Here is a 19,541-nt window from a genome sequence, read left to right on the forward strand (position 1 = left end):
CTCTCAACCTACCAGCGTATTTATTGTAAGGCCACTGGGCAAAAATGTGTTGGGAATGGACTGAATCTTAGAGAACACATCAAACGCTTATGTCAGCAAAATATCGTTATCAACTTCCTGAAAGCCGCGGCGATACCCGCTACTTAGGCCATTTGACGGGTGCCGCTTGTGCCGTTGAATGTGCTGAAATCATTGAACGTCACCCAGGGCCAATACTGCTGGTGACCAAAGATATGCAAAATGCCCTACGATTGCGTGATGAAATTCAACAGTTCACCGACGCACCAATAAATACGATGTCAGATTGGGAAACTTTGCCCTACGATAGTTTTTCTCCTCACCAAGAAATTATCTCCAACCGCCTGTCCACGCTTTATCACTTACCATTTATGACGAAAGGGGCATTAATCCTTCCCGTCAACACCTTGATGCAACGTGTCTGCCCTCACGATTATCTCAAAGGACATGCATTGGTCATGCACAAGGGACAGCGTCTTTCACGTGATAAACTGCGGGCAGAACTGGAACAAGCAGGTTATCGCAGTGTTGAACAGGTACTTGAACATGGCGAATTTGCTACACGTGGTGCCTTGTTTGATCTCTTCCCTATGGGCAGTGAGTATCCTTATCGTATTGATTTTTTTGATGATGAGATAGACAGCCTGCGCACGTTTGATGTGGATAGTCAGCGTACCTTGGCCGAAGTGGAAAAAATCAATTTATTGCCAGCCCATGAGTTCCCAACCGACCAGGATGCGATTGAGCTGTTTCGCAGCCAATGGCGCGAACAGTTCGAAGTCCGTCGTGATGCTGAACATATTTATCAGCAAGTCAGTAAAAAAGTGCTCCCTGCCGGCATTGAATATTGGCAACCCTTGTTCTTTGAACACCCTTTACCCGCCATCTTTGAGTATCTGCCCGAAAATACCCTGCTGATTACCCAGAATTTGGTCAGTGCGGCGGAGCGTTTCTGGCAAGATACGAAACAACGTTTTGAAAGCCGCAAAGTTGATCCCATGCGCCCGTTACTCGCTCCCGAACAGCTTTGGTTGCCTGTCAATACGCTATTCTCGGAATTGAAAAATTGGCCTCGGATTGAAGTTGATAATGCCCCCCTTCCTCAAAAAGCAAGGAATATCAACTTAGCCTATCAGGCTCTGCCTGATTTATCGGTTGCCGCACAGCAAAAAGAGCCATTGGATAAATTACGCCGTTTCATAGAGCAATTCAGCGGTAAGATCGTGTTTTCAGTGGAAAGTGAAGGGCGCCGAGAATCCATAAAAGAATTGTTGTCCCGAATTAAAGTCAAACCGGAAAAAATAAACCAGCTCACTGACGCTAATAATCTCGGCCATTATTTGATGGTGGGTGCCGCAGAGCATGGTTTTATTGATGAAGATAACAATCTCGCCCTGATTTGTGAAAGTGACATGCTGGGCGAACGTGTCAGCCGTCGTCGTCAGGATAACCGGCGCACAATTAATACCGATACATTGATCCGCAATCTCGCTGAATTACGGCATGGACAACCTGTTGTTCACCTTGAACATGGCGTTGGCCGCTATCAGGGACTGATAACATTAGAAGCGGGTGGCATTAAGGCAGAATATCTTATCCTGACTTATGCCGGAGAAGACAAGTTGTATGTACCAGTCTCTTCCCTTCATCTCATCAGCCGCTATGCGGGGGGTACTGAGGAGAGTGCGCCCTTGCATAAATTGGGCGGAGAGGCATGGAATAAAGCGCGCCAGAAAGCAGCTGAAAAAGTGCGTGACGTTGCAGCCGAACTCCTGGATGTTTACGCACAACGGGCCGTAAAACCGGGTTTTGCTTTCAAGAACGATCGCGAACAGTACCAACTGTTCTGCCAAAGTTTTCCCTTTGACACAACGCCAGATCAAGAACAAGCCATCAATGCAGTCCTTGATGATATGTGCGAACCTATTGCTATGGATAGGCTGGTCTGTGGCGATGTCGGGTTTGGGAAAACAGAAGTTGCAATGCGTGCCGCGTTCCTCTCCGTCATCAACAATAAGCAAGTCGCAGTGCTTGTGCCAACCACCTTATTAGCACAACAGCATTATGATAATTTCCGTGATCGTTTTGCCAATTGGCCTGTGCACATTGAAGTTATGTCTCGTTTTCGTAGTGCAAAAGAGCAACAACAGGTCATTGATATGGCGGCGGAAGGTAAAGTGGATATCATTATTAGCACCCATAAACTGCTGCAAAGTGATCTGCGCTGGAAAGATCTCGGTTTGTTGATCGTTGATGAGGAACATCGTTTCGGCGTTCGTCATAAAGAACGTATCAAAGCTATTCGGGCAAATGTTGATGTCCTGACACTCACCGCCACCCCGATCCCTCGTACGCTCAATATGGCAATGAGTGGTATGCGCGATCTCTCCATTATCGCTACTCCCCCAGCCCGTCGTCTGGCAGTAAAAACGTTTGTACGTGAATATGATAGCCTGGTGGTACGTGAATCTATCCTGCGTGAAATTTTGCGTGGTGGACAAGTTTACTATCTGTATAACGATGTTGAAAACATCGAAAAGGCAAAAGCCCGCCTGGAAGAGTTGGTTCCCGAAGCCAGAATTGTTGTAGGGCATGGGCAAATGCGTGAGCGTGATCTGGAACGCGTTATGACGGATTTCCATCACCAACGCTTTAATGTTCTGGTGTGTACCACTATCATCGAAACGGGCATCGATATTCCCAGCGCCAATACCATCATCATCGAACGTGCCGATCATTTTGGCCTGGCCCAATTACACCAATTACGTGGGCGTGTCGGGCGCTCCCATCATCAGGCTTATGCTTATTTGCTGACACCGCATCCAAAAGCCATGACCAGCGATGCACAAAAACGGCTGGAGGCTATTGCATCTCTCGAAGATCTGGGGGCTGGTTTTGCATTGGCTACCCACGATTTGGAAATTAGGGGAGCTGGCGAATTGTTGGGTGAAGACCAGAGTGGGCAGATGACCAGCATTGGCTTTACTCTCTATATGGAGTTATTGGAAAATGCCGTTGATGCTCTGAAAAATGGGCGAGAGCCTTCGCTTGAAGATCTCACCAATAACCAGACTGAGATAGAATTGCGTATGCCTGTGCTGTTGCCTGATGACTATATTCCAGATGTTAACATACGCTTATCTTTTTATAAGCGTATTGCCAGCGCACAAAATAATCCCGAATTGGATGAGCTAAAAGTCGAACTTATTGACCGATTTGGTATTCTACCCGATTCAGGACGCCAACTACTGCAATCTGCTTCTATTCGCCTGATCGCCCGACAACTCGGTATTAAACGTATTGAAGCACATGAAAAAGGGGGTTTTATTGAATTTGTCCATCATAATAAAGTCGATCCGAATTATCTCATTAGTTTGTTACAAACGCAGCCCCATATTTACCGATTGGATGGACCTTATAAATTGAAATTTATTACTGAGTTAACCGAACGGGCCACGCGTTTATCGTTTATCCAGCAATTATTAGAAGACTTTGATCTACACAAAAGTGATGCCTAATCAAGCCACTTAAGCGATAAAAAGATAATGTCACGATTGCACTATTTTTCCCAGTTCGCCAAATTACCCCTTAATGCGAACTAACCGAGAAACAGTGCAATCTTTTTTTACTCTCCACTAAATAGTTAGAAAAACTCATTGTTGTAGATGTGATTTCAGGATCAATTGTCCTTTCTCATTTAAAGGAATAGTGTCATCAGGTTTGTATTCAATCCTGATTTTTCCTGGTTGTTCACCAATAACATAATTTACGTCATAGGCAACAACACGTGGTTTCTTAAAATGAAATTCTATACAGTTTTTTAACGTTGAGTGGATTAATGCGGGATATTTTCTATTAATTTTCAAGTAATTAATCAAGGTTAAAATACGATATTCATATTTAATCAAATGATTATGCACACTATTTTTTACGGTAAAAGGAATAGGAAATACGGCAATATGACAATAGGATTGACGAAAAAAAACCGTTGACCGGATAGGTTTCGCAGATAATACATGCGCAACGCTGGGGCGTGGCGGTTCAAAATAAAACGTTGCGGCTATACCAATGATGGCAATAGCAATAATAGTCATTATAAAACTCATTACATACTGTCTTATCGTTAGTTTAACCACATAGCACCTTGATATATTGATAGTTTTCCACTCAATTTGATTAAAAGAATATTTCGCAACGATTTTAAATAGCGTTTCAAAATGATAGGCGTATTCCTTACCTCAGTATGATGAAAACCTATTTAATAAGCTAAAAGTGCGCTAAGTTAATTATTGAGAAAAATCCTATTCCGTTAAATCAGAAAAATCATTAAGCACTTATCCATGTTGTTATTTATTATTGTGAATAGTTTCAGTATTGACTTTACGAAAAAACAGCTTCTATACCTATTTCATTAAGAGTTATACCCATCTAACTTCAAGATGTGTGTGATTTCTCCCCGCTTTGCGGGGAGAAATCGTGTTGTAAATTGCAACTTGAAGTTTAATGCGTATAGTACATAAAAAATTATCACAATAAAAATTGCCATATAAAAAATACATGCAATAAAAAAATAAAAGATATACCTCCCAGGGCCTTGATCGTACAGACTGATAAAATTTCTGATACCAAGGTAACCTAACTAAAACAGGCGGTATTATAACGATTAATTAAATCTGCTGATAAATTATTTGATTATCTATTAGGTAGATATACATAACTAAGTCAGTTAAATGTATCTTGTATAACATATCAATATAATTATGGTTCACTATTTAAAAAAATTATCAACTATAACAATAATGAATTAATTAAAAGGAGGCTTGAATTTGATTCAAATACAGTTTTATACCAATCTAGCTCCAAGATACGTGTGATTGCTTATATCTTCCCGCGTAGCAGGGAGATATAAAACGCATCTTGAAAGTCGATTAATATATTATAGTAAATAATCAGGTTAAATTTAGAGAAGAATAATTATGATATGTATAATAATAAATATAATGAGTGGGTAAATGACTCACCTTAATTAATTACTTCAAGATGAGCCATTTGGGCGCTAATTAATGCAACTTCAGGCGTGGACGAATAACGCGGTTAATTCCTCCAACCAGCATCATCAAACCTGTTTTAATATATCCATGCAAAGCTACCTGATGCATACGATACAAAGAGATATAAACCATACGAGCAATGCGGCCTTCAACCATCATTGAACCACGCATCAAGTTCCCCATCAGGCTACCAACAGTACTGAACTTGGATAATGAAACCAATGAACCATGATCTTTGTAAACATACTCTTTCAATGGTTTTTCATTCAACAATGCCAGGATATTGTCATAACAACGGCTTGCCATCTGGTGAGCAGACTGCGCACGAGGAGGAACAAAACCCCCTTCTTTTTTCGGGCATGATGCACAATCCCCAATGGCAAAAATATGATCATCCCGTGTGGTTTGCAAAGTAGGTTTTACAACCAATTGATTGATACGGTTGGTTTCCAATCCACCGATATCTTTCATAAAGTCAGGCGCTTTAATTCCCGCAGCCCAAACCATCAAGGAGGCTTTGATCTGCTCACCCTCTTTGGTATTCAACCCATCCTCATCCGCACTGGTCACCATTGTCTTGGTTAATACCTTAACACCCAGCTTAGTCAACTCTTGATGAGCAGCACTGGAAATACGTGTCGGCAATGCAGGCAGGATACGCTCCCCTGCCTCAACCAACGTCACGTTCAGGGCATCTGAATTCAGGCTTTCAAAGCCATAGCTGTTAAGTTGCTTAACCGCATTATAAAGTTCCGCGGAAAGCTCTACGCCCGTCGCACCACCACCAACAATCGCGATATTCACTTTTTCTTCTGCACTGTGATTTGCAGAATATTTCAGGAACAGGTTCAACATTTCATTGTGGAAACGATGTGCCTGTTGCGGGTTATCAAGGAAAATACAATTTTCCTTCACACCCGCCGTGCCAAAATCGTTAGATTGGCTGCCCAATGCCATAACAAGAATGTCGTAAGCCAATTCACGCTCTGGTACTAACAAATCACCATCTTCATTACGGATACCAGCCAGAGTAATTTTCTTTCCTTCACGATTAATATTCGTGAGTGTGCCGAGCTGGAAATTGAAATAATGGTTGCTTGCATGAGCCAAATAACTCAATGCATCAACACCATCATCCAGAGAACCCGTTGCAACTTCATGCAATAGTGGTTTCCATAAATGGCTATTATTGCGATCCACCAAAGTAATTTCGGCTTTTTTCTTACGCCCTAATTTGTGTCCCAAACGCGTTGCCAGCTCTAAACCACCAGCGCCCCCACCAATGATGACAATTCTTGTCTTTGGCGTTGTCATGAATACCCCACTGAAAATACAACATAATGTTATGTAAGGCGCTAAGTTCGTTTCTTTACGTAAAAACCTTGAATAACGTCCTTAAATAACTTCAAGCTAAACAAATTTCATATTGAAAATATCTCCAGAATATCATGGCAGGTCAGTTGGTCATACCAAAAATAATCACAACTAAATTCTTTTGATTAATTAGACATCAATCACAAAAATTGTTCACACAAACCCTGTAACGCCCGATTAGCCTTTTGCCAACGTTCAGATTGCTGTAATTCTTCCAAACTAAATTGTTTGCCTTGATGGTATAACTGTTTGACTTTAAGTGATTCAATGATCGGTAAGTTATCCAGCACACTGACTGCCCCTTCTCGATTGTTGCACACTAAAATCATGTCACAACCGGCATCTAATGAGGCTTTAGCCCGTTCAGCATAACCGCCCATCACTGCGGCGCCTTCCATCGACAAATCATCAGAAAAAATAACCCCTGTAAATCCTAATTGCTGACGAAGTATGGATTTCAACCAATAAGGTGAACCACTTGCAGGACGGTGATCTATTTGCGGATAAATCACATGAGCAGGCATAATGGCATCCAACAGATTACGTTGGATAAAATCGCGGAAAATCACCATATCATGACAACTAATGGCATCCATAGGACGATTATCCCGTGGCGTTTCTTTATGGGAATCGGCTGTCACGGCACCATGGCCCGGAAAATGTTTCCCTGTCGATTTCATGCCCGCAGAATGCATTCCTTGAATAAATTTTTCCGCCATTGCCATCGCAGGTTCTAGTTCTTCATGGAATGAACGTTCACCAATGGCTATGCACTTATGCCCTAAATCCAATACTGGCGCAAAGCTGATATCGATATCCATTGCGATCATTTCTGATGCCATTAACCAACCAGACTCTTTTGCCAGATGTGCTCCCATAAGCATGTCATGTACACAAGCAAAAGATTGTGCCGCAGGTAAACGCGTAAACCCTTCATGAAAACGCTGAACACGTCCACCTTCCTGATCAACAGCAACCACCAAACGGTGGCGGGAAGCTGCGCGAATTTGGCGCACCAATTCACGTAATTGTGCTGTATCGTGGAAATTGCGGGTAAATAAAATTAAGCCACCCACTAATGGGTGCTGTAAAATTTCACGCTCTTCATTATCCAATTCATAGCCAACAACATCTAACATTACTGGCCCCATAGCCTTCCTCACTTCTCTTTAAATTGGTTATTAGATTCACTACGCCAGCTTAAAAGCCTGGCGTAAGGGATGTGCCAGCAATAAAAATTGTTGTTCTCTTGTCTGCTGCCAGCGCACTTCATACCACATTAACATCATATAACTGACCCACGGCTCCCATTGCTTAATTTGTTGCTGCAATAAGTGGATATCTGAATATCCTGATGCCTGGGTACAATAATACTCTAAAAAAGTTTTTTGCTGCACTTCATCCCATTGATTTCCCTTGAATAGTACAGCCAGCGAAAAACCAATATCGACATCCGCAGCGTACTCCCAATCAATCAATTTTAACCCTTTTTCCGTCATTAATAGATTATCAGGGTGAACATCCATATGAGCCGGAGCGATTTTAAGTGCGGCAGGCATCCTTCTTGTTATAAAAAATTTGTGCAGACGTAACCAACGAGGAGATAAACGTTTTCTGTCAATCTGCTGCCACTGGAATGCAATTTGTTTTTTTAATTGAAAGGGATAACCCAATGGAGAATGGTTATGAAGAAGAGCAAGCAGTTGGGCTAATGGCTGCTGTAAAGCTGACTGGCCCAATGTATCGGGTTTTACTTTTGCCCCAGTAAGCCACTCAAGCAATAACCAGGTTCCGTGCATAGACACGACTTTAGGCGCAATGCCGATGGAAGATAACCGCCGCAAAATCCGATTTTCTCGTTGACGATCCACACCAAGCATTTCACTATGCGGTGTTTGTACGCGTCCGACCATCTGACGCACTTCATTTGTCACTGTATTAGCAATAGAGTAACTTCCCTGTGTCAAACCCGTTAATGGCCTAATTTCCCAAGAACCTGCGGGAATATCAGGCCATAACTGACACAACACCCTGAGCAAAGCGTCGCCATTAGTTAACGTCACCACGGCCCGACCAGAGTATTTCGCCAGTTTTAACCAGCATTAACTGCATCTCCAGATCACGCTGTCCATGATTATTGGAAACAACGGAATAGAGAACATAATCGGCATTTAAATAACGAGCCAATCCAATAGACTTACTGCGCAACCCTAGGCTATCTTCCGATGATAACCCTAGTGCCTGTCTGGCTGAATAGACTTGGGATTTCGGTACAACCTGAAAAGTGTGTTTATTGCTAATGACATTCGTAATTGCATCTGTAGCTTTCAGGGTTCGCAATGAGCCATTCGTATTATTCTTGACAGAATCGACAAGCAGTAATTTTCCCGCTTCCACACCATCAGCATTAACCATCTGATCCACTAACGGCTGAACAATGCTATCCCAATTAATAGATTGAATTTTAGGGGGCTGGGGAACTTTTTCTGATGGTCCTACCGACGGTTCCGGTTTTTTCTCTGGCTTCACCGGTGTAACAGGAGCAGGCTTTTGTGTTTCTGGAACAACACAACTCGCCAGCAACATTGCCGATAATATAACAAAGAGAATTCTTTTCATTAATCTACTCCAGTTACATCACTACTTTGTACCGATATACATAAGTTAGGTTATTATTTTGCTAACAGCGGCCCCAATGGACGTCCACCCACTAAGTGCATGTGGATATGGAAAACTTCCTGTCCAGAATGGCGATTACAGTTCATGATCAAACGATAACCATCTTCTGCAATGCCTTCCTCTTTTGCTATTTTGGCTGCGACGGTAAACAGACGTCCCAAAGCAAGTTCATGATCAGCGGTAACATCATTAACGGTTGGGATCAATACATTGGGTACGATCAAAATGTGGGTTGGTGCCTGCGGGGAAATGTCACGAAATGCAGTGACCAAATCATCCTGATAAATAATATCAGAAGGAATTTCTCGACGGATGATTTTACTAAAAATAGTTTCTTCTGCCATTTTACTTCTCCTGTTTGTTATGAGGCTTAAAAACACCGTGTGACACGACTAACTTAGTTTTCTTTAATATTGATATGAAACAGTTCACAAAAATTTCTGGTCGTCACCGCAGCCAATTCTTCAATATTGACGCCTTTCAATACTGCCATATATTCAGCAACATCACGTACATAAGCTGGCTGATTCTGTTTGCCTCGATGGGGAACCGGTGCCAGATAAGGTGAATCGGTTTCGACCAGAATGCGATCGAGTGGCACATATCTTGCCGCTTCACGGATCTGCTCGGCATTGCGGAAAGTGACAATACCAGAAAAAGAGATATAAAAACCCAAATCCAGCAGAGCCTTTGCCGTTTCTTTATCTTCCGTGAAACAATGCAATACGCCCCCACAATCCTGGACTTTTTCTTCCCGCAAAACCATCAACGTATCGTCTCTTGCGTCACGGGTATGCACAATCACTGGCTTATTTAATTCACGGCCAATGCGAATATGTTCACGAAATGAAGTTCTCTGGAGTTCAGCATTTTCTTGCTGATAATAATAATCCAGGCCAGTTTCCCCCATTGCGACAACATCTTCATCCGCAGCCAGTCGGGCAAGTTCTTCGAAATCGTAACCTTCATCCAAATTCAATGGATGGATGCCGCATGAATACGCTACATTTTCCCGTTTACCAATCAGTGCCCTCATTTGCTGAAAACCAGGCAACGTGGTTGCCACCGCCAGCATATATTTCACATCCCGTTCGGCCGCTTTCGCCACAACATCATCTACACTTTGGTGTAGCGTTTCATAATCAAGGCAATCGAGATGACAATGCGAATCAACTAAAAACATAATATGCTCGTATCTAACTAAGTTATTGTGCAGGACAAAATTGCCTTTCCCAATTGAGTAATTGTTCCGTTAACAACAATTCCCGATTGACTCCCACCACAGATAATAATTGATGACGACAATGCACCCAATCATCAACTGTCTTTAATAATGTTTCTACACTTTGGCTAGCAGCAAGATAATGAATCAGAGCTTGCTGATCCTGGTTAATACAGTAATTCTGCGCCTGCTGCCGCCATTTCACTGCATCGGATAATAAGCTGATCAACCAATGTAAAGATTGCTGAACATCATCACGATTCAGTAAGGGTAAAAGTGACAGGGTATCACATTTATGCAACGCCTGTTCAATCGCCTGGCAAAGTGAATTCCTCTGCTGCCATTTCTCCGTTTGGAGTAGTTGCTCCGCGGCCAATGGTGCTCCCTGAGAAAGTTTCAATGCTGTTTGTGCATCTAAAGAGGATATCGCCGGAAGCTGTTTTTGGAGCCAATAAAGTCCCATCGAAGGTTCAGGCACTGAAATAAAATAGTAAAAACAGCGGCTACGTAGTGTTGCCAGCAAATTTATAGGGTTTTGACATTGCAACAAAAAGTAGGTGTTTTGCGGTGGCTCTTCCAACGTTTTCAATAAGGCGTTAGAAGCTGCATCAGTCAGGGATTCTGCGGATGTGATCCAGGCAATTTTGGCCCCCCCTTGCTGAGAATATTCATAGAGCTTCTCACTGAGCCGACGTACTGCGTCGACCCCAATAACATTTTTTCCCTTTTCAGGCGCAAGAACATGCCAGTCAGAATGCGTTTCCGCTAACATCAAATGACAGCCGTGGCATTCGCCACAGCTTTTAATGCCCTGTTTATTCTGACACATTAACCAACGACTCAAACCATACAATAATGCATCAGCCCCCATTCCGGCATGAGCATGAAGCAAAATAGCATGATGACCACGCCCCTGTTGGTGGAGTTCAACTAACTGACGGTATGCATGATTGAGCCACGGATACCAGTTCATGTCTGAATTTCCTGTGCTTTTAGTCAATGTTCTTTAACCAGGCAAGTAAGGTATGGCGAATATCATCCTGCACTTTTTCCAGTGGTTGGGTGGCATCAATCTTTTTGATACTGTCATCTTTCGCCATAAGTTCGAGATATTTTGTACGGGTGCGATGGAAGAAATCTAAGGACTCCTTTTCAATCCGATCTAATTCACCGCGTTCAAGAGCACGTTGTAAGCCCATTTCTGGTGGTACATCAAGGTAAAGCGTTAAATCTGGCGAAAAATCCCCCAATGCAGCATTGCGTAGTGACGCCATCAACTGCTGATCGATACCTCGGCCTCCTCCCTGATAAGCCTGGGAAGAGAGATCATGACGATCACCAATGACCCAGGTTCCCTTTGCCAACGCTGGCTTGATAATATTTTCTACCAATTGAACTCTGGCAGCATATAACATTAATAGTTCTGCTTTATCTGTCAGTGATTCTCCTTCAACCCCTTGTTTGATCAGCTCACGGAGTTTTTCTGCTAACGGTGTCCCACCAGGTTCACGGGTAAGCACCAAATCAAAAATCCCCTGCTGCTTCAAGGTTTCAACCACTGTCTGGATTGCTGTTGTTTTTCCAGCACCCTCAAGCCCTTCAATTACAATAAATTTGCTACTCATTTATCCTGCTTTAACCTTTGGCGATAAAGGCTTACTGCCTTATTATGTGCTACCAGATTGGTGGTGAATGTGTGCCCTCCATCGCCATTCGCCACAAAATACAAATATTCTGTGACGGCAGGATGTGCCGCCGCCTTAATTGAAGCCAAACCTGGCATGGCGATAGGAGTGGGTGGCAACCCATCAATCATATACGTATTGTATGGTGTAAATGTGTTGAGATTGCTGCGAAAAATCGTCCCCGTATATTTATCTCCCAATCCATAAATGACGGTTGGATCAGTTTGCAGTTTCATCTTTAACCGCAGACGATTCACGAATACAGAGGCAACTTTGGTTCGCTCAGATTCAATTGCGGTCTCTTTTTCAATGATAGAGGCCATGATCAACATTTCATAAGCACTGTTATATGGCAGGCTCTTTTCCCTGTTTTCCCATTCCTGCCCGACGACTGTTTTCATTTTGTTATGGGATCGTTTAAGCAGCTCCAGGTCACTCGTGCCTGCTGTATACAAATAGGTATCAGGATAAAACCAACCTTCCAGTGACTCATCTTCTTTCATGCCTAAAGCAGCAAGCAGCTCTTTCGGTGTCTTATTTTCTATCTCATGTTTTAAGTATGGCGCATTCTGCAATATTTTTGCCCAATCAGAAAAGCGACTACCTTCAACAAAACGAATAGTAAACTGAGTTTCTTTGCCACTGGCAAACAATTGCAGGACAGACTGCAAAGACATACCTTTTTGCAAACGGTAAGTTCCAGCCTTAAACTTTGCTAACTCTGGTTTAAAGCGAAATAGCCATGGCAGTAATTGACTATCTTCAATCAATTTATGCTGAGTCAATAAGGCTTGCAGTCCAGCACGACCCGTTCCCGCCGGCACAGTAAATATAAGCTCCTGGTTAAGATTAATATCTTGAGCAGCAAAGTTCTCTACTTTCTTCATAAAAGAAAAAAACACGATCACAGCGATTGCAATAAGCAAGCCGGGCAGAATGAAAATGCGCTTTTTTAGTTTCATCCGGTAATCACTTTATTTGTACTTCTGAATACTGATTCGCTAAGGTTTTAAACATTCAGGTAATAAATATTCATGCAACTCTCTTGATTGATATTTCCACGCCGGTTGATTTTTATGCGCTTGAATTTGACTTACTGGCAATACTGGCATTAAGGAATTACAGATAATCACTTCGTCTGCATAGGCCAAAGCTTCAGGATAGCGCATAACACATGATAAGCTATAATCACTTTTCGCCAACAATTCGATGATCTTCCGGCGCATGACCCCTTCCACTCCACTCTGGCTGAGATCAGGTGTATAAACATTTTTTCCTTTTCGCCAGAAAATATTAGCCGCACCGCATTCAACTAATAAACCATCACTATCAAGTACCAGCGCTTCGTCTGCTCCAGATTGTTCAATGAACCGTTTGATCAACACCTGCTCCAAACGATTTAAATGCTTAATACCCGCCAGGTAGGGATTAATTCCCATCGAAATGGGACTAAGAGTCAATGACACACCTTTTTGACGCTGAGTAATATATCGTTCAGGATATGAATTCAAAGATAAGATCTGTGTAGGTTCAGCCGTGTCATCAAAGCCATAACCACGGCCCCCCGTTCCTCTGGAAAGAATGATTTTCAACACACCGGAATCACACCCTTTCACGACCTGTTTAATATGGTTCTCAAGTTGGAACCAATCCGGTGCTGGCATAAAGAGTTTTTCAACACCTTTCTGCAACCGTTTTATGTGCAAAGGTAGCAAAGCCGGTATCCCTTGCTCAACCCTTATTGTGGTAAAACAGCCGTCACCAAACTGCACCGCACGATCATTAACAGGTATATGATCGCACTGATTCCCATTAATCCAATACGTCATGTTAACTTCTTATTTTTGATAAAAAAGCCCCAACATTTGTTGGGGCTTTTTATAAACACAAAGTGATTTTAGATCTTACGGAAAATCAATGACCCATTGGTGCCACCGAAACCAAAAGAGTTACACAATGCGTATTCCATCCCTTCAACGTTGCGCGCTTTACCCGGAACTAAATCCAGACGACAATTCTCATCCTGATTCTCCAAGTTAATGGTTGGAGGAATAATCTGATCACGCAGAGAAAGAATAGTGAAAATAGATTCAATCGCGCCCGCTGCACCCAACAAATGGCCTGTCATTGATTTGGTTGAACTCACCAATACTTTAGTGCCTTCCCCAAAAACAGACTCCACTGCGCGTGCTTCTGCAATATCACCAACTGGCGTTGAAGTACCATGAGCATTGATGTAACCCACTTGCTCTGGTGAAATTCCCGCATCTTTCAGGGCATTTTGCATCGCTAAAGCAGCACCTGCGCCATCTTCAGGAGGTGATGTCATGTGGTAAGCATCACTGCTCATGCCAAAGCCAACAACTTCAGCATAGATTTTCGCGCCGCGTTTTTTCGCGTGCTCATACTCTTCAAGTACGACAATACCTGCGCCATCGCCCAAAACAAAGCCATCACGATCTTTATCCCAAGGGCGACTTGCACCTTGAGGATCGTCATTACGCGTTGACAATGCACGTGCAGCACCGAACCCAGCAACCCCAAACTCAGTGCTCGCTTTTTCTGCACCGCCCGCCAGCATAATGTCAGCATCATTATAGGCAATAATGCGAGCTGCATGGCCGATATTATGTACGCCAGATGTACAGGCAGTTGCAATAGAAATGCTTGGACCACGAAGACCATAAAGGATGCTCAAATGGCCCGCCACCATATTGATGATGGTCGAAGGTACAAAGAATGGGCTGACCTTACGAGGCCCTGCCGATAACAGTGTACTATGATTTTCTTCGATCAGACCCAATCCACCAATACCAGAACCAATAGCAGCACCAAAGCGGCTAGCATTGGCTTCTGTTACTTCGATTCCTGCATCTTCAATAGCTTGTTTGCCCGCAGCAATACCATACTGGATGAAGAGATCCATCTTCCGCGCTTCTTTGCGCGAAATATTGAAATCTTCATGATTAAAATTCTTCACTAAACCTGCAAACTTCGTTGCATGGTTAGAGGTATCAAAATGTTCGATAAGGCCGATACCACTCTGTCCGGCACAAACAGCATTCCAAGAAGACGCTACTGTATTGCCGACAGGAGATAACATGCCTAGTCCGGTCACGACTACTCGACGCTTAGACACGGTTATCCTCCAGGGAGGGAAAAAATTTGAGACGAAAAACATAGGCGGTCGAACGACCGCCTAGGCATGTGTGCTTATTTACCTGCGTTTTCAACGTAGTCAATAGCAGCTTGAACTGTAGTGATTTTTTCAGCTTCTTCGTCTGGGATCTCGATATCGAACTCTTCTTCCAGAGCCATTACCAGTTCAACTGTGTCAAGAGAATCAGCGCCCAAGTCATCAACAAATGAAGCTGTGTTCACAACTTCTTCCTCTTTAACACCCAGTTGTTCAACGATGATTTTCTTAACGCGTTCGTCGATAGTGCTCATACTATTAAATTTCCTATCAAAACTCGCTTTTGCGATGGTTTTCGTAGTTTATAAAATACAGGAAAAGATGCAACCAAATCCCGGCTGGTCGAACCACAATCTGCTTTTTTTGTATAAAAAACACATCAAAAACAGTAGGTTCGCTCATTTTTAGATCATGTACATGCCACCATTGACATGCAATGTTTCACCCGTGATGTAAGCGGCCTCGTCAGAAGCAAGAAACGCTACAGCACTGGCAATTTCCTTTGCATCACCAAGACGATTAGCAGGTATTCCAGCAGCAATGCCTGCACGTTGTTCGTCTGTCAACGCTCTGGTCATATCCGTTTCGATAAAACCAGGTGCAACAACGTTAACAGTGATGCCACGGGAAGCGACTTCACGAGCCAATGATTTACTAAAACCAATAACTCCTGCTTTCGCTGCCGCGTAATTCGCCTGCCCCGCATTTCCCATTGTTCCAACAACAGAGCCAATGGAAATAATACGTCCATAACGTTTTTTCATCATAGAGCGCATTACTGCTTTTGACAGACGAAAAATCGAAGAAAGATTCGTGTCAATAATATCTTGCCACTCATCATCTTTCATGCGCATCAACAAGTTATCACGAGTGATGCCTGCATTATTAACTAAAATGTCTATTTCACCAAATTCAGCACGAATATTCGATAGTGCATTTTCAATGGATTCTGAATCTGTGACATTTAGTACAAAACCTTTGCCCTTATCACCCAGGAAGGCACTGATTGCTTCAGCTCCCTTCTCACTGGTTGCGGTGCCAACAACACGTGCACCACGTTCAACCAATAATTCTGCAATCGCGCGACCTATACCACGGCTCGCGCCAGTGACCAGTGCAATTTTTCCATCAAAGCTCATGTTTTCCCCAGTTATTTGTTCAGAGCAACTGTGAGTGATGATACATCATTTACTGCTACAGCACTTAAAGTATCAACAATACGTTTCGTTAACCCGGTGAGGACTTTACCTGGCCCGACTTCCAGCAATTGTTCAACCCCAAGCTCTGCAATATATTCTACTGACTCTGTCCAGCGTACAGGATTATACAACTGACGAACCAATGCGTCCCGAATAGCATCAGCAGATTTTTCTACTTTTACATCGACGTTATTCACGACAGGGAATTGCGGCTGGTTAAATTCAACATCTTGCAATGCCGCTGCCAGTTGCTCGGCTGCGGGTTTCATCAATGCACAATGCGAAGGCACACTAACGGATAATGGCAAGGCTCGTTTTGCACCTGCCGCTTTACACGCCGCTCCCGCACGCTCTACAGCCTCTTTTTCACCTGCGATAACCACCTGCCCAGGTGAATTAAAATTAACCGGTGAAACAATCTGACCTTGCGCTGACTCTTCACACGCCTTTGTAATGGAGTCATTATCTAAACCAATAATGGCATACATGGCTCCCTGCCCTTCTGGTACCGCTTCTTGCATCAACTTCCCACGCAATTCGACAAGTTTAATAGCTTGCTGGAAATCAATCACGCCAGCACAGACCAGTGCAGAATATTCGCCAAGGCTATGCCCTGCCATTATGGAAGGTACTTTACCACCTTTTTCCTGCCATACACGCCAAATCGCTACTGAAGCTGCCAGCAATGCAGGTTGCGTTTTCCAGGTTTTATTTAGTTCTTCTATAGGTCCTTGCTGAACCAAGGCCCATAAATCATATCCCAAAACCGCAGAAGCCTCTGCGAACGTTTGCTCAACCAATGGAAATTCTGCGGCTAAATCAGCCAACATACCCAGAGATTGAGAACCTTGACCGGGAAACACCATTGCAAAATCAGACATGTTTATTTTCCTGTTAAATTAAAAACGTACCAGCGCTGAGCCCCAGGTAAAGCCACCGCCAAATGCTTCAAGTAAAATAAGTTGGCCGCGTTGGATCCTTCCATCACGCACCGCTTCATCGAATGCAGTCGGAATAGATGCGGCCGAGGTGTTGCCATGACGATCCAAAGTCACAACCACCTTATCCATTGTCATATCTAATTTCTTGGCTGTTGCCGCAATGATACGCAAATTCGCTTGATGAGGAACCAACCAATCAAGCTGCGAGTGAGGCAGATTGTTAGCTTCTAAAGTTTCATCAACAATATTAGCTAATTCACGCACGGCAACTTTAAAGACTTCATTACCAGCCATAGTGACATATTCTGGCATATCACATTTTACTCGGCTTTGATGAGGCAATGACAGTAAATCACCATAACGGCCATCAGCATGAAGATGAGTAGATAAGATACCTGGTTCCTCTGAAGCCCCGACGACCATCGCTCCTGCTGCATCGCCGAAAAGAATCACTGTGCTGCGATCTTTAGGATCGACAACTCTTGAAATAATATCAGAACCGATCACCAGTGCATGTTTAGCCGCACCCGTTTTAATAAATTTATCGACAACACTCAACGCATAAGTAAAGCCGGCACATGCCGCTGCAACGTCAAAAGCCGCAACACCTGGAAGGCCCAGCAATTGCTGAATTTGGCAAGCTGCGCTTGGAAAGGCGTGCGTTGAGCTTGTTGTGGCAACAACGATTAAGTCAATTTGTGCTTTATCGATGCCCGCCATTTCAATGGCCTTTTCAGCAGCTTTGAAACCCAAAATGGCAACATTTTCATCTTCAGCCGCGATACGGCGTTCACGAATGCCCGTCCGAGTAACAATCCACTCGTCAGACGTCTCTACCATTTTTTCTAAATCTGCGTTAGTACGCACCTGCGCAGGCAAATAACTGCCCGTACCTAAGATCTTTGTATACATTTATGTTTATTCACTCTTGGGTAATACTGCATCCAGCCGGGCAGCGATTCTGTCTGGAACCTGCTTCTCTGTAGCTTGAATAGCTTGATCGATAGCCGCCTTGAAAGCATGTTCATTAGCAGCACCGTGACTTTTTATGACGATGCCACGCAAGCCTAATAACGTTGCTCCGTTATACTGGTCAGGGTTTAGATGGCCGAACCGTTTAGTTACCTGTCTTAGTAACCATTTTTTAACTATCTTCATCTTGAAGAGTTTCATCAACCAAGATGATTTTTTTTGCTGACCATCCGGTGACTTTACCAGAGATAAGATCACTCTGATCGCACCTTCCATCGTCTTCAGCGTAACATTACCTGCGAAGCCGTCACATACGAGCACATCCGTTTTTCCCGTCAGTAACTCATTTCCTTCCACATACCCGATATAATTAATCGTTGGGATATTACGCAAGGTTATAGCGGCTTCGCGGATATTATCCAGCCCTTTGGATTCCTCTTCCCCGATGTTGAGTAACGCAACACGTGGATTATCCACACCAGCAACATACTCCGCCATGACAGCGCCCATAATCGCAAACTGAACTAACATGCTGCTATTACAATTAATGTTAGCGCCTAAATCTAATACAACTGTCTTCTGCTGTTTTAGATTAGGTATCACCGTCATCAATGCAGGCCGTTCAATTCCTTCAATGGATTTCAGCATCAATTTCGCCAATCCCATCAAAGCCCCTGTATTTCCTGCACTGACACAAGCCTGTGCTTCGCCCGACTTAACTAAGTCCAGAGCTATACGCATGGAAGTACCGTGACTGGAACGGATGGCCTGAGACGGCCTTGCATCGCTGGAAACGACATGTTCCGCAGGAATAATTTGCAAACGGCTAAGCAGCTCAGCATTTTGATTTGCAAGCAAAGGAAAGATGGTTTCGGGATTGCCGACCAACAATAGCTTCAGTTGTGGATTAGATGCCAGTGCCTGCAATGCAGCAGGCACCGTAACGCGAGGACCAAAATCCCCACCCATAGCATCTAACGCTAAGGTTAGATTAGCCAAGATATCAACTTGCTAATGGTTAGCTGAAATTACTTGTTGATTACCTTGCGGCCACGGTAGTAGCCATCAGCAGTCACGTGATGACGCAGGTGAGTTTCACCAGAAGTTTTGTCTACAGAGACAAGTGTTGCAGTCAGTGCGTCATGAGAACGACGCATACCACGCTTAGAACGAGTTGGTTTATTCTGTTGTACGGCCATTGACC

19 protein-coding genes are annotated in these 19,541 nt (G+C 43.5%); 1 reads left to right on the plus strand and 18 read right to left on the minus strand.

Features of this window, described 5'->3' with window-relative positions; translation table 11 throughout:
• Positions 1 to 89: 89 nt before the first annotated feature.
• Positions 90 to 3,536, plus strand: coding sequence for a transcription-repair coupling factor (mfd, locus tag WDV75_RS12720; RefSeq protein WP_273559996.1), 3,447 nt, complete (start codon positions 90 to 92; stop codon positions 3,534 to 3,536).
• A 135-nt stretch (positions 3,537 to 3,671) separates the two neighbouring features.
• Here the strand turns inward: mfd and umoD are convergent, their stop codons facing one another.
• The 18 genes from umoD to rpmF form a co-directional block, all read right to left on the minus strand.
• A complete protein-coding gene (gene umoD / locus WDV75_RS12725) occupies positions 3,672 to 4,112 on the minus strand; it encodes a UmoD family flagellar biogenesis regulator (protein WP_338859928.1) in 441 nt (146 codons plus the stop codon).
• Between the two features lie 966 nt (positions 4,113 to 5,078).
• Entirely contained in the window at positions 5,079 to 6,383 is a 1,305-nt protein-coding gene (locus tag WDV75_RS12730) for an NAD(P)/FAD-dependent oxidoreductase (protein WP_273560000.1), read from the minus strand.
• A gap of 200 nt (positions 6,384 to 6,583) precedes the next feature.
• Positions 6,584 to 7,594, minus strand: coding sequence for a beta-N-acetylhexosaminidase (gene nagZ / locus WDV75_RS12735; RefSeq protein ID WP_273560002.1), 1,011 nt, complete (start codon positions 7,592 to 7,594; stop codon positions 6,584 to 6,586).
• A 39-nt stretch (positions 7,595 to 7,633) separates the two neighbouring features.
• Positions 7,634 to 8,509 carry a phosphotransferase gene (locus WDV75_RS12740; RefSeq protein ID WP_273560004.1) on the minus strand — a complete coding sequence of 292 codons (876 nt, stop codon included), beginning with the start codon at positions 8,507 to 8,509 and terminating at the stop codon, positions 7,634 to 7,636.
• Positions 8,493 to 9,062, minus strand: coding sequence for a penicillin-binding protein activator LpoB (gene lpoB / locus WDV75_RS12745; RefSeq protein ID WP_273560006.1), 570 nt, complete (start codon positions 9,060 to 9,062; stop codon positions 8,493 to 8,495). The genes WDV75_RS12740 and lpoB overlap by 17 nt, the downstream gene beginning before the upstream one ends.
• Positions 9,063 to 9,115: 53 nt before the next feature.
• Positions 9,116 to 9,466 (minus strand): purine nucleoside phosphoramidase, encoded by a 351-nt coding sequence (gene hinT, locus WDV75_RS12750; protein ID WP_273560008.1) that lies wholly within the window; start codon positions 9,464 to 9,466, stop codon positions 9,116 to 9,118.
• 53 nt (positions 9,467 to 9,519) lie between these two features.
• On the minus strand, positions 9,520 to 10,305 hold the full coding sequence (locus WDV75_RS12755; protein ID WP_273560009.1) for a metal-dependent hydrolase: 786 nt from the start codon (positions 10,303 to 10,305) through the stop codon (positions 9,520 to 9,522).
• A gap of 22 nt (positions 10,306 to 10,327) precedes the next feature.
• Positions 10,328 to 11,317 (minus strand): DNA polymerase III subunit delta', encoded by a 990-nt coding sequence (holB, locus tag WDV75_RS12760; protein WP_273560010.1) that lies wholly within the window; start codon positions 11,315 to 11,317, stop codon positions 10,328 to 10,330.
• A gap of 19 nt (positions 11,318 to 11,336) precedes the next feature.
• Complete coding sequence (tmk, locus tag WDV75_RS12765) at positions 11,337 to 11,969, minus strand: dTMP kinase (protein WP_189758237.1); 633 nt, start codon at positions 11,967 to 11,969, stop codon at positions 11,337 to 11,339.
• Entirely contained in the window at positions 11,966 to 12,991 is a 1,026-nt protein-coding gene (gene mltG / locus WDV75_RS12770) for an endolytic transglycosylase MltG (RefSeq protein WP_273560013.1), read from the minus strand. Before mltG ends, tmk begins: the two co-directional genes overlap by 4 nt.
• 39 nt (positions 12,992 to 13,030) lie before the next feature.
• Positions 13,031 to 13,858 (minus strand): aminodeoxychorismate lyase, encoded by an 828-nt coding sequence (gene pabC, locus WDV75_RS12775; RefSeq protein ID WP_273560015.1) that lies wholly within the window; start codon positions 13,856 to 13,858, stop codon positions 13,031 to 13,033.
• A 68-nt stretch (positions 13,859 to 13,926) separates the two neighbouring features.
• Positions 13,927 to 15,168, minus strand: coding sequence for a beta-ketoacyl-ACP synthase II (gene fabF, locus WDV75_RS12780; RefSeq protein WP_189758234.1), 1,242 nt, complete (start codon positions 15,166 to 15,168; stop codon positions 13,927 to 13,929).
• A gap of 74 nt (positions 15,169 to 15,242) precedes the next feature.
• Positions 15,243 to 15,479 (minus strand): acyl carrier protein, encoded by a 237-nt coding sequence (gene acpP / locus WDV75_RS12785; RefSeq protein ID WP_012989255.1) that lies wholly within the window; start codon positions 15,477 to 15,479, stop codon positions 15,243 to 15,245.
• 150 nt (positions 15,480 to 15,629) lie between these two features.
• Positions 15,630 to 16,364, minus strand: a complete 735-nt coding sequence (fabG, locus tag WDV75_RS12790) for a 3-oxoacyl-ACP reductase FabG (RefSeq protein WP_189758233.1) — start codon at positions 16,362 to 16,364, stop codon at positions 15,630 to 15,632.
• A gap of 11 nt (positions 16,365 to 16,375) precedes the next feature.
• Positions 16,376 to 17,305, minus strand: coding sequence for an ACP S-malonyltransferase (fabD, locus tag WDV75_RS12795; protein WP_273560018.1), 930 nt, complete (start codon positions 17,303 to 17,305; stop codon positions 16,376 to 16,378).
• Positions 17,306 to 17,323: 18 nt separating this feature from the next.
• The gene (locus WDV75_RS12800; protein ID WP_273560020.1) at positions 17,324 to 18,277 is read right to left on the minus strand and encodes a beta-ketoacyl-ACP synthase III; all 954 of its coding nucleotides are present in this window, start codon (positions 18,275 to 18,277) and stop codon (positions 17,324 to 17,326) included.
• 6 nt (positions 18,278 to 18,283) lie between these two features.
• The gene (gene plsX, locus WDV75_RS12805; RefSeq protein ID WP_273560022.1) at positions 18,284 to 19,336 is read right to left on the minus strand and encodes a phosphate acyltransferase PlsX; all 1,053 of its coding nucleotides are present in this window, start codon (positions 19,334 to 19,336) and stop codon (positions 18,284 to 18,286) included.
• 29 nt (positions 19,337 to 19,365) lie between these two features.
• On the minus strand, positions 19,366 to 19,536 hold the full coding sequence (rpmF, locus tag WDV75_RS12810; RefSeq protein ID WP_004253223.1) for a 50S ribosomal protein L32: 171 nt from the start codon (positions 19,534 to 19,536) through the stop codon (positions 19,366 to 19,368).
• Between the last annotated feature and the right edge of the window lie 5 nt (positions 19,537 to 19,541).

The sequence above is a fragment of the Xenorhabdus griffiniae genome (assembly GCF_037265215.1).
Taxonomy (GTDB): Bacteria; Pseudomonadota; Gammaproteobacteria; order Enterobacterales; family Enterobacteriaceae; genus Xenorhabdus; species Xenorhabdus griffiniae.

Coding starts and splice junctions, on each gene's coding strand:
- mfd (WP_273559996.1), top strand. CDS start 90: ATGTCAGCAAAATATCGTTATCAACTTCCTGAAAGCCGCGGCGATACC.
- umoD (WP_338859928.1), bottom strand. CDS start 4,112: ATGACTATTATTGCTATTGCCATCATTGGTATAGCCGCAACGTTTTAT.
- WDV75_RS12730 (WP_273560000.1), bottom strand. CDS start 6,383: ATGACAACGCCAAAGACAAGAATTGTCATCATTGGTGGGGGCGCTGGT.
- nagZ (WP_273560002.1), bottom strand. CDS start 7,594: ATGGGGCCAGTAATGTTAGATGTTGTTGGCTATGAATTGGATAATGAA.
- lpoB (WP_273560006.1), bottom strand. CDS start 9,062: ATGAAAAGAATTCTCTTTGTTATATTATCGGCAATGTTGCTGGCGAGT.
- hinT (WP_273560008.1), bottom strand. CDS start 9,466: ATGGCAGAAGAAACTATTTTTAGTAAAATCATCCGTCGAGAAATTCCT.
- WDV75_RS12755 (WP_273560009.1), bottom strand. CDS start 10,305: ATGTTTTTAGTTGATTCGCATTGTCATCTCGATTGCCTTGATTATGAA.
- holB (WP_273560010.1), bottom strand. CDS start 11,317: ATGAACTGGTATCCGTGGCTCAATCATGCATACCGTCAGTTAGTTGAA.
- tmk (WP_189758237.1), bottom strand. CDS start 11,969: ATGAGTAGCAAATTTATTGTAATTGAAGGGCTTGAGGGTGCTGGAAAA.
- mltG (WP_273560013.1), bottom strand. CDS start 12,991: ATGAAACTAAAAAAGCGCATTTTCATTCTGCCCGGCTTGCTTATTGCA.
- pabC (WP_273560015.1), bottom strand. CDS start 13,858: ATGACGTATTGGATTAATGGGAATCAGTGCGATCATATACCTGTTAAT.
- acpP (WP_012989255.1), bottom strand. CDS start 15,479: ATGAGCACTATCGACGAACGCGTTAAGAAAATCATCGTTGAACAACTG.
- fabG (WP_189758233.1), bottom strand. CDS start 16,364: ATGAGCTTTGATGGAAAAATTGCACTGGTCACTGGCGCGAGCCGTGGT.
- fabD (WP_273560018.1), bottom strand. CDS start 17,305: ATGTCTGATTTTGCAATGGTGTTTCCCGGTCAAGGTTCTCAATCTCTG.
- WDV75_RS12800 (WP_273560020.1), bottom strand. CDS start 18,277: ATGTATACAAAGATCTTAGGTACGGGCAGTTATTTGCCTGCGCAGGTG.
- rpmF (WP_004253223.1), bottom strand. CDS start 19,536: ATGGCCGTACAACAGAATAAACCAACTCGTTCTAAGCGTGGTATGCGT.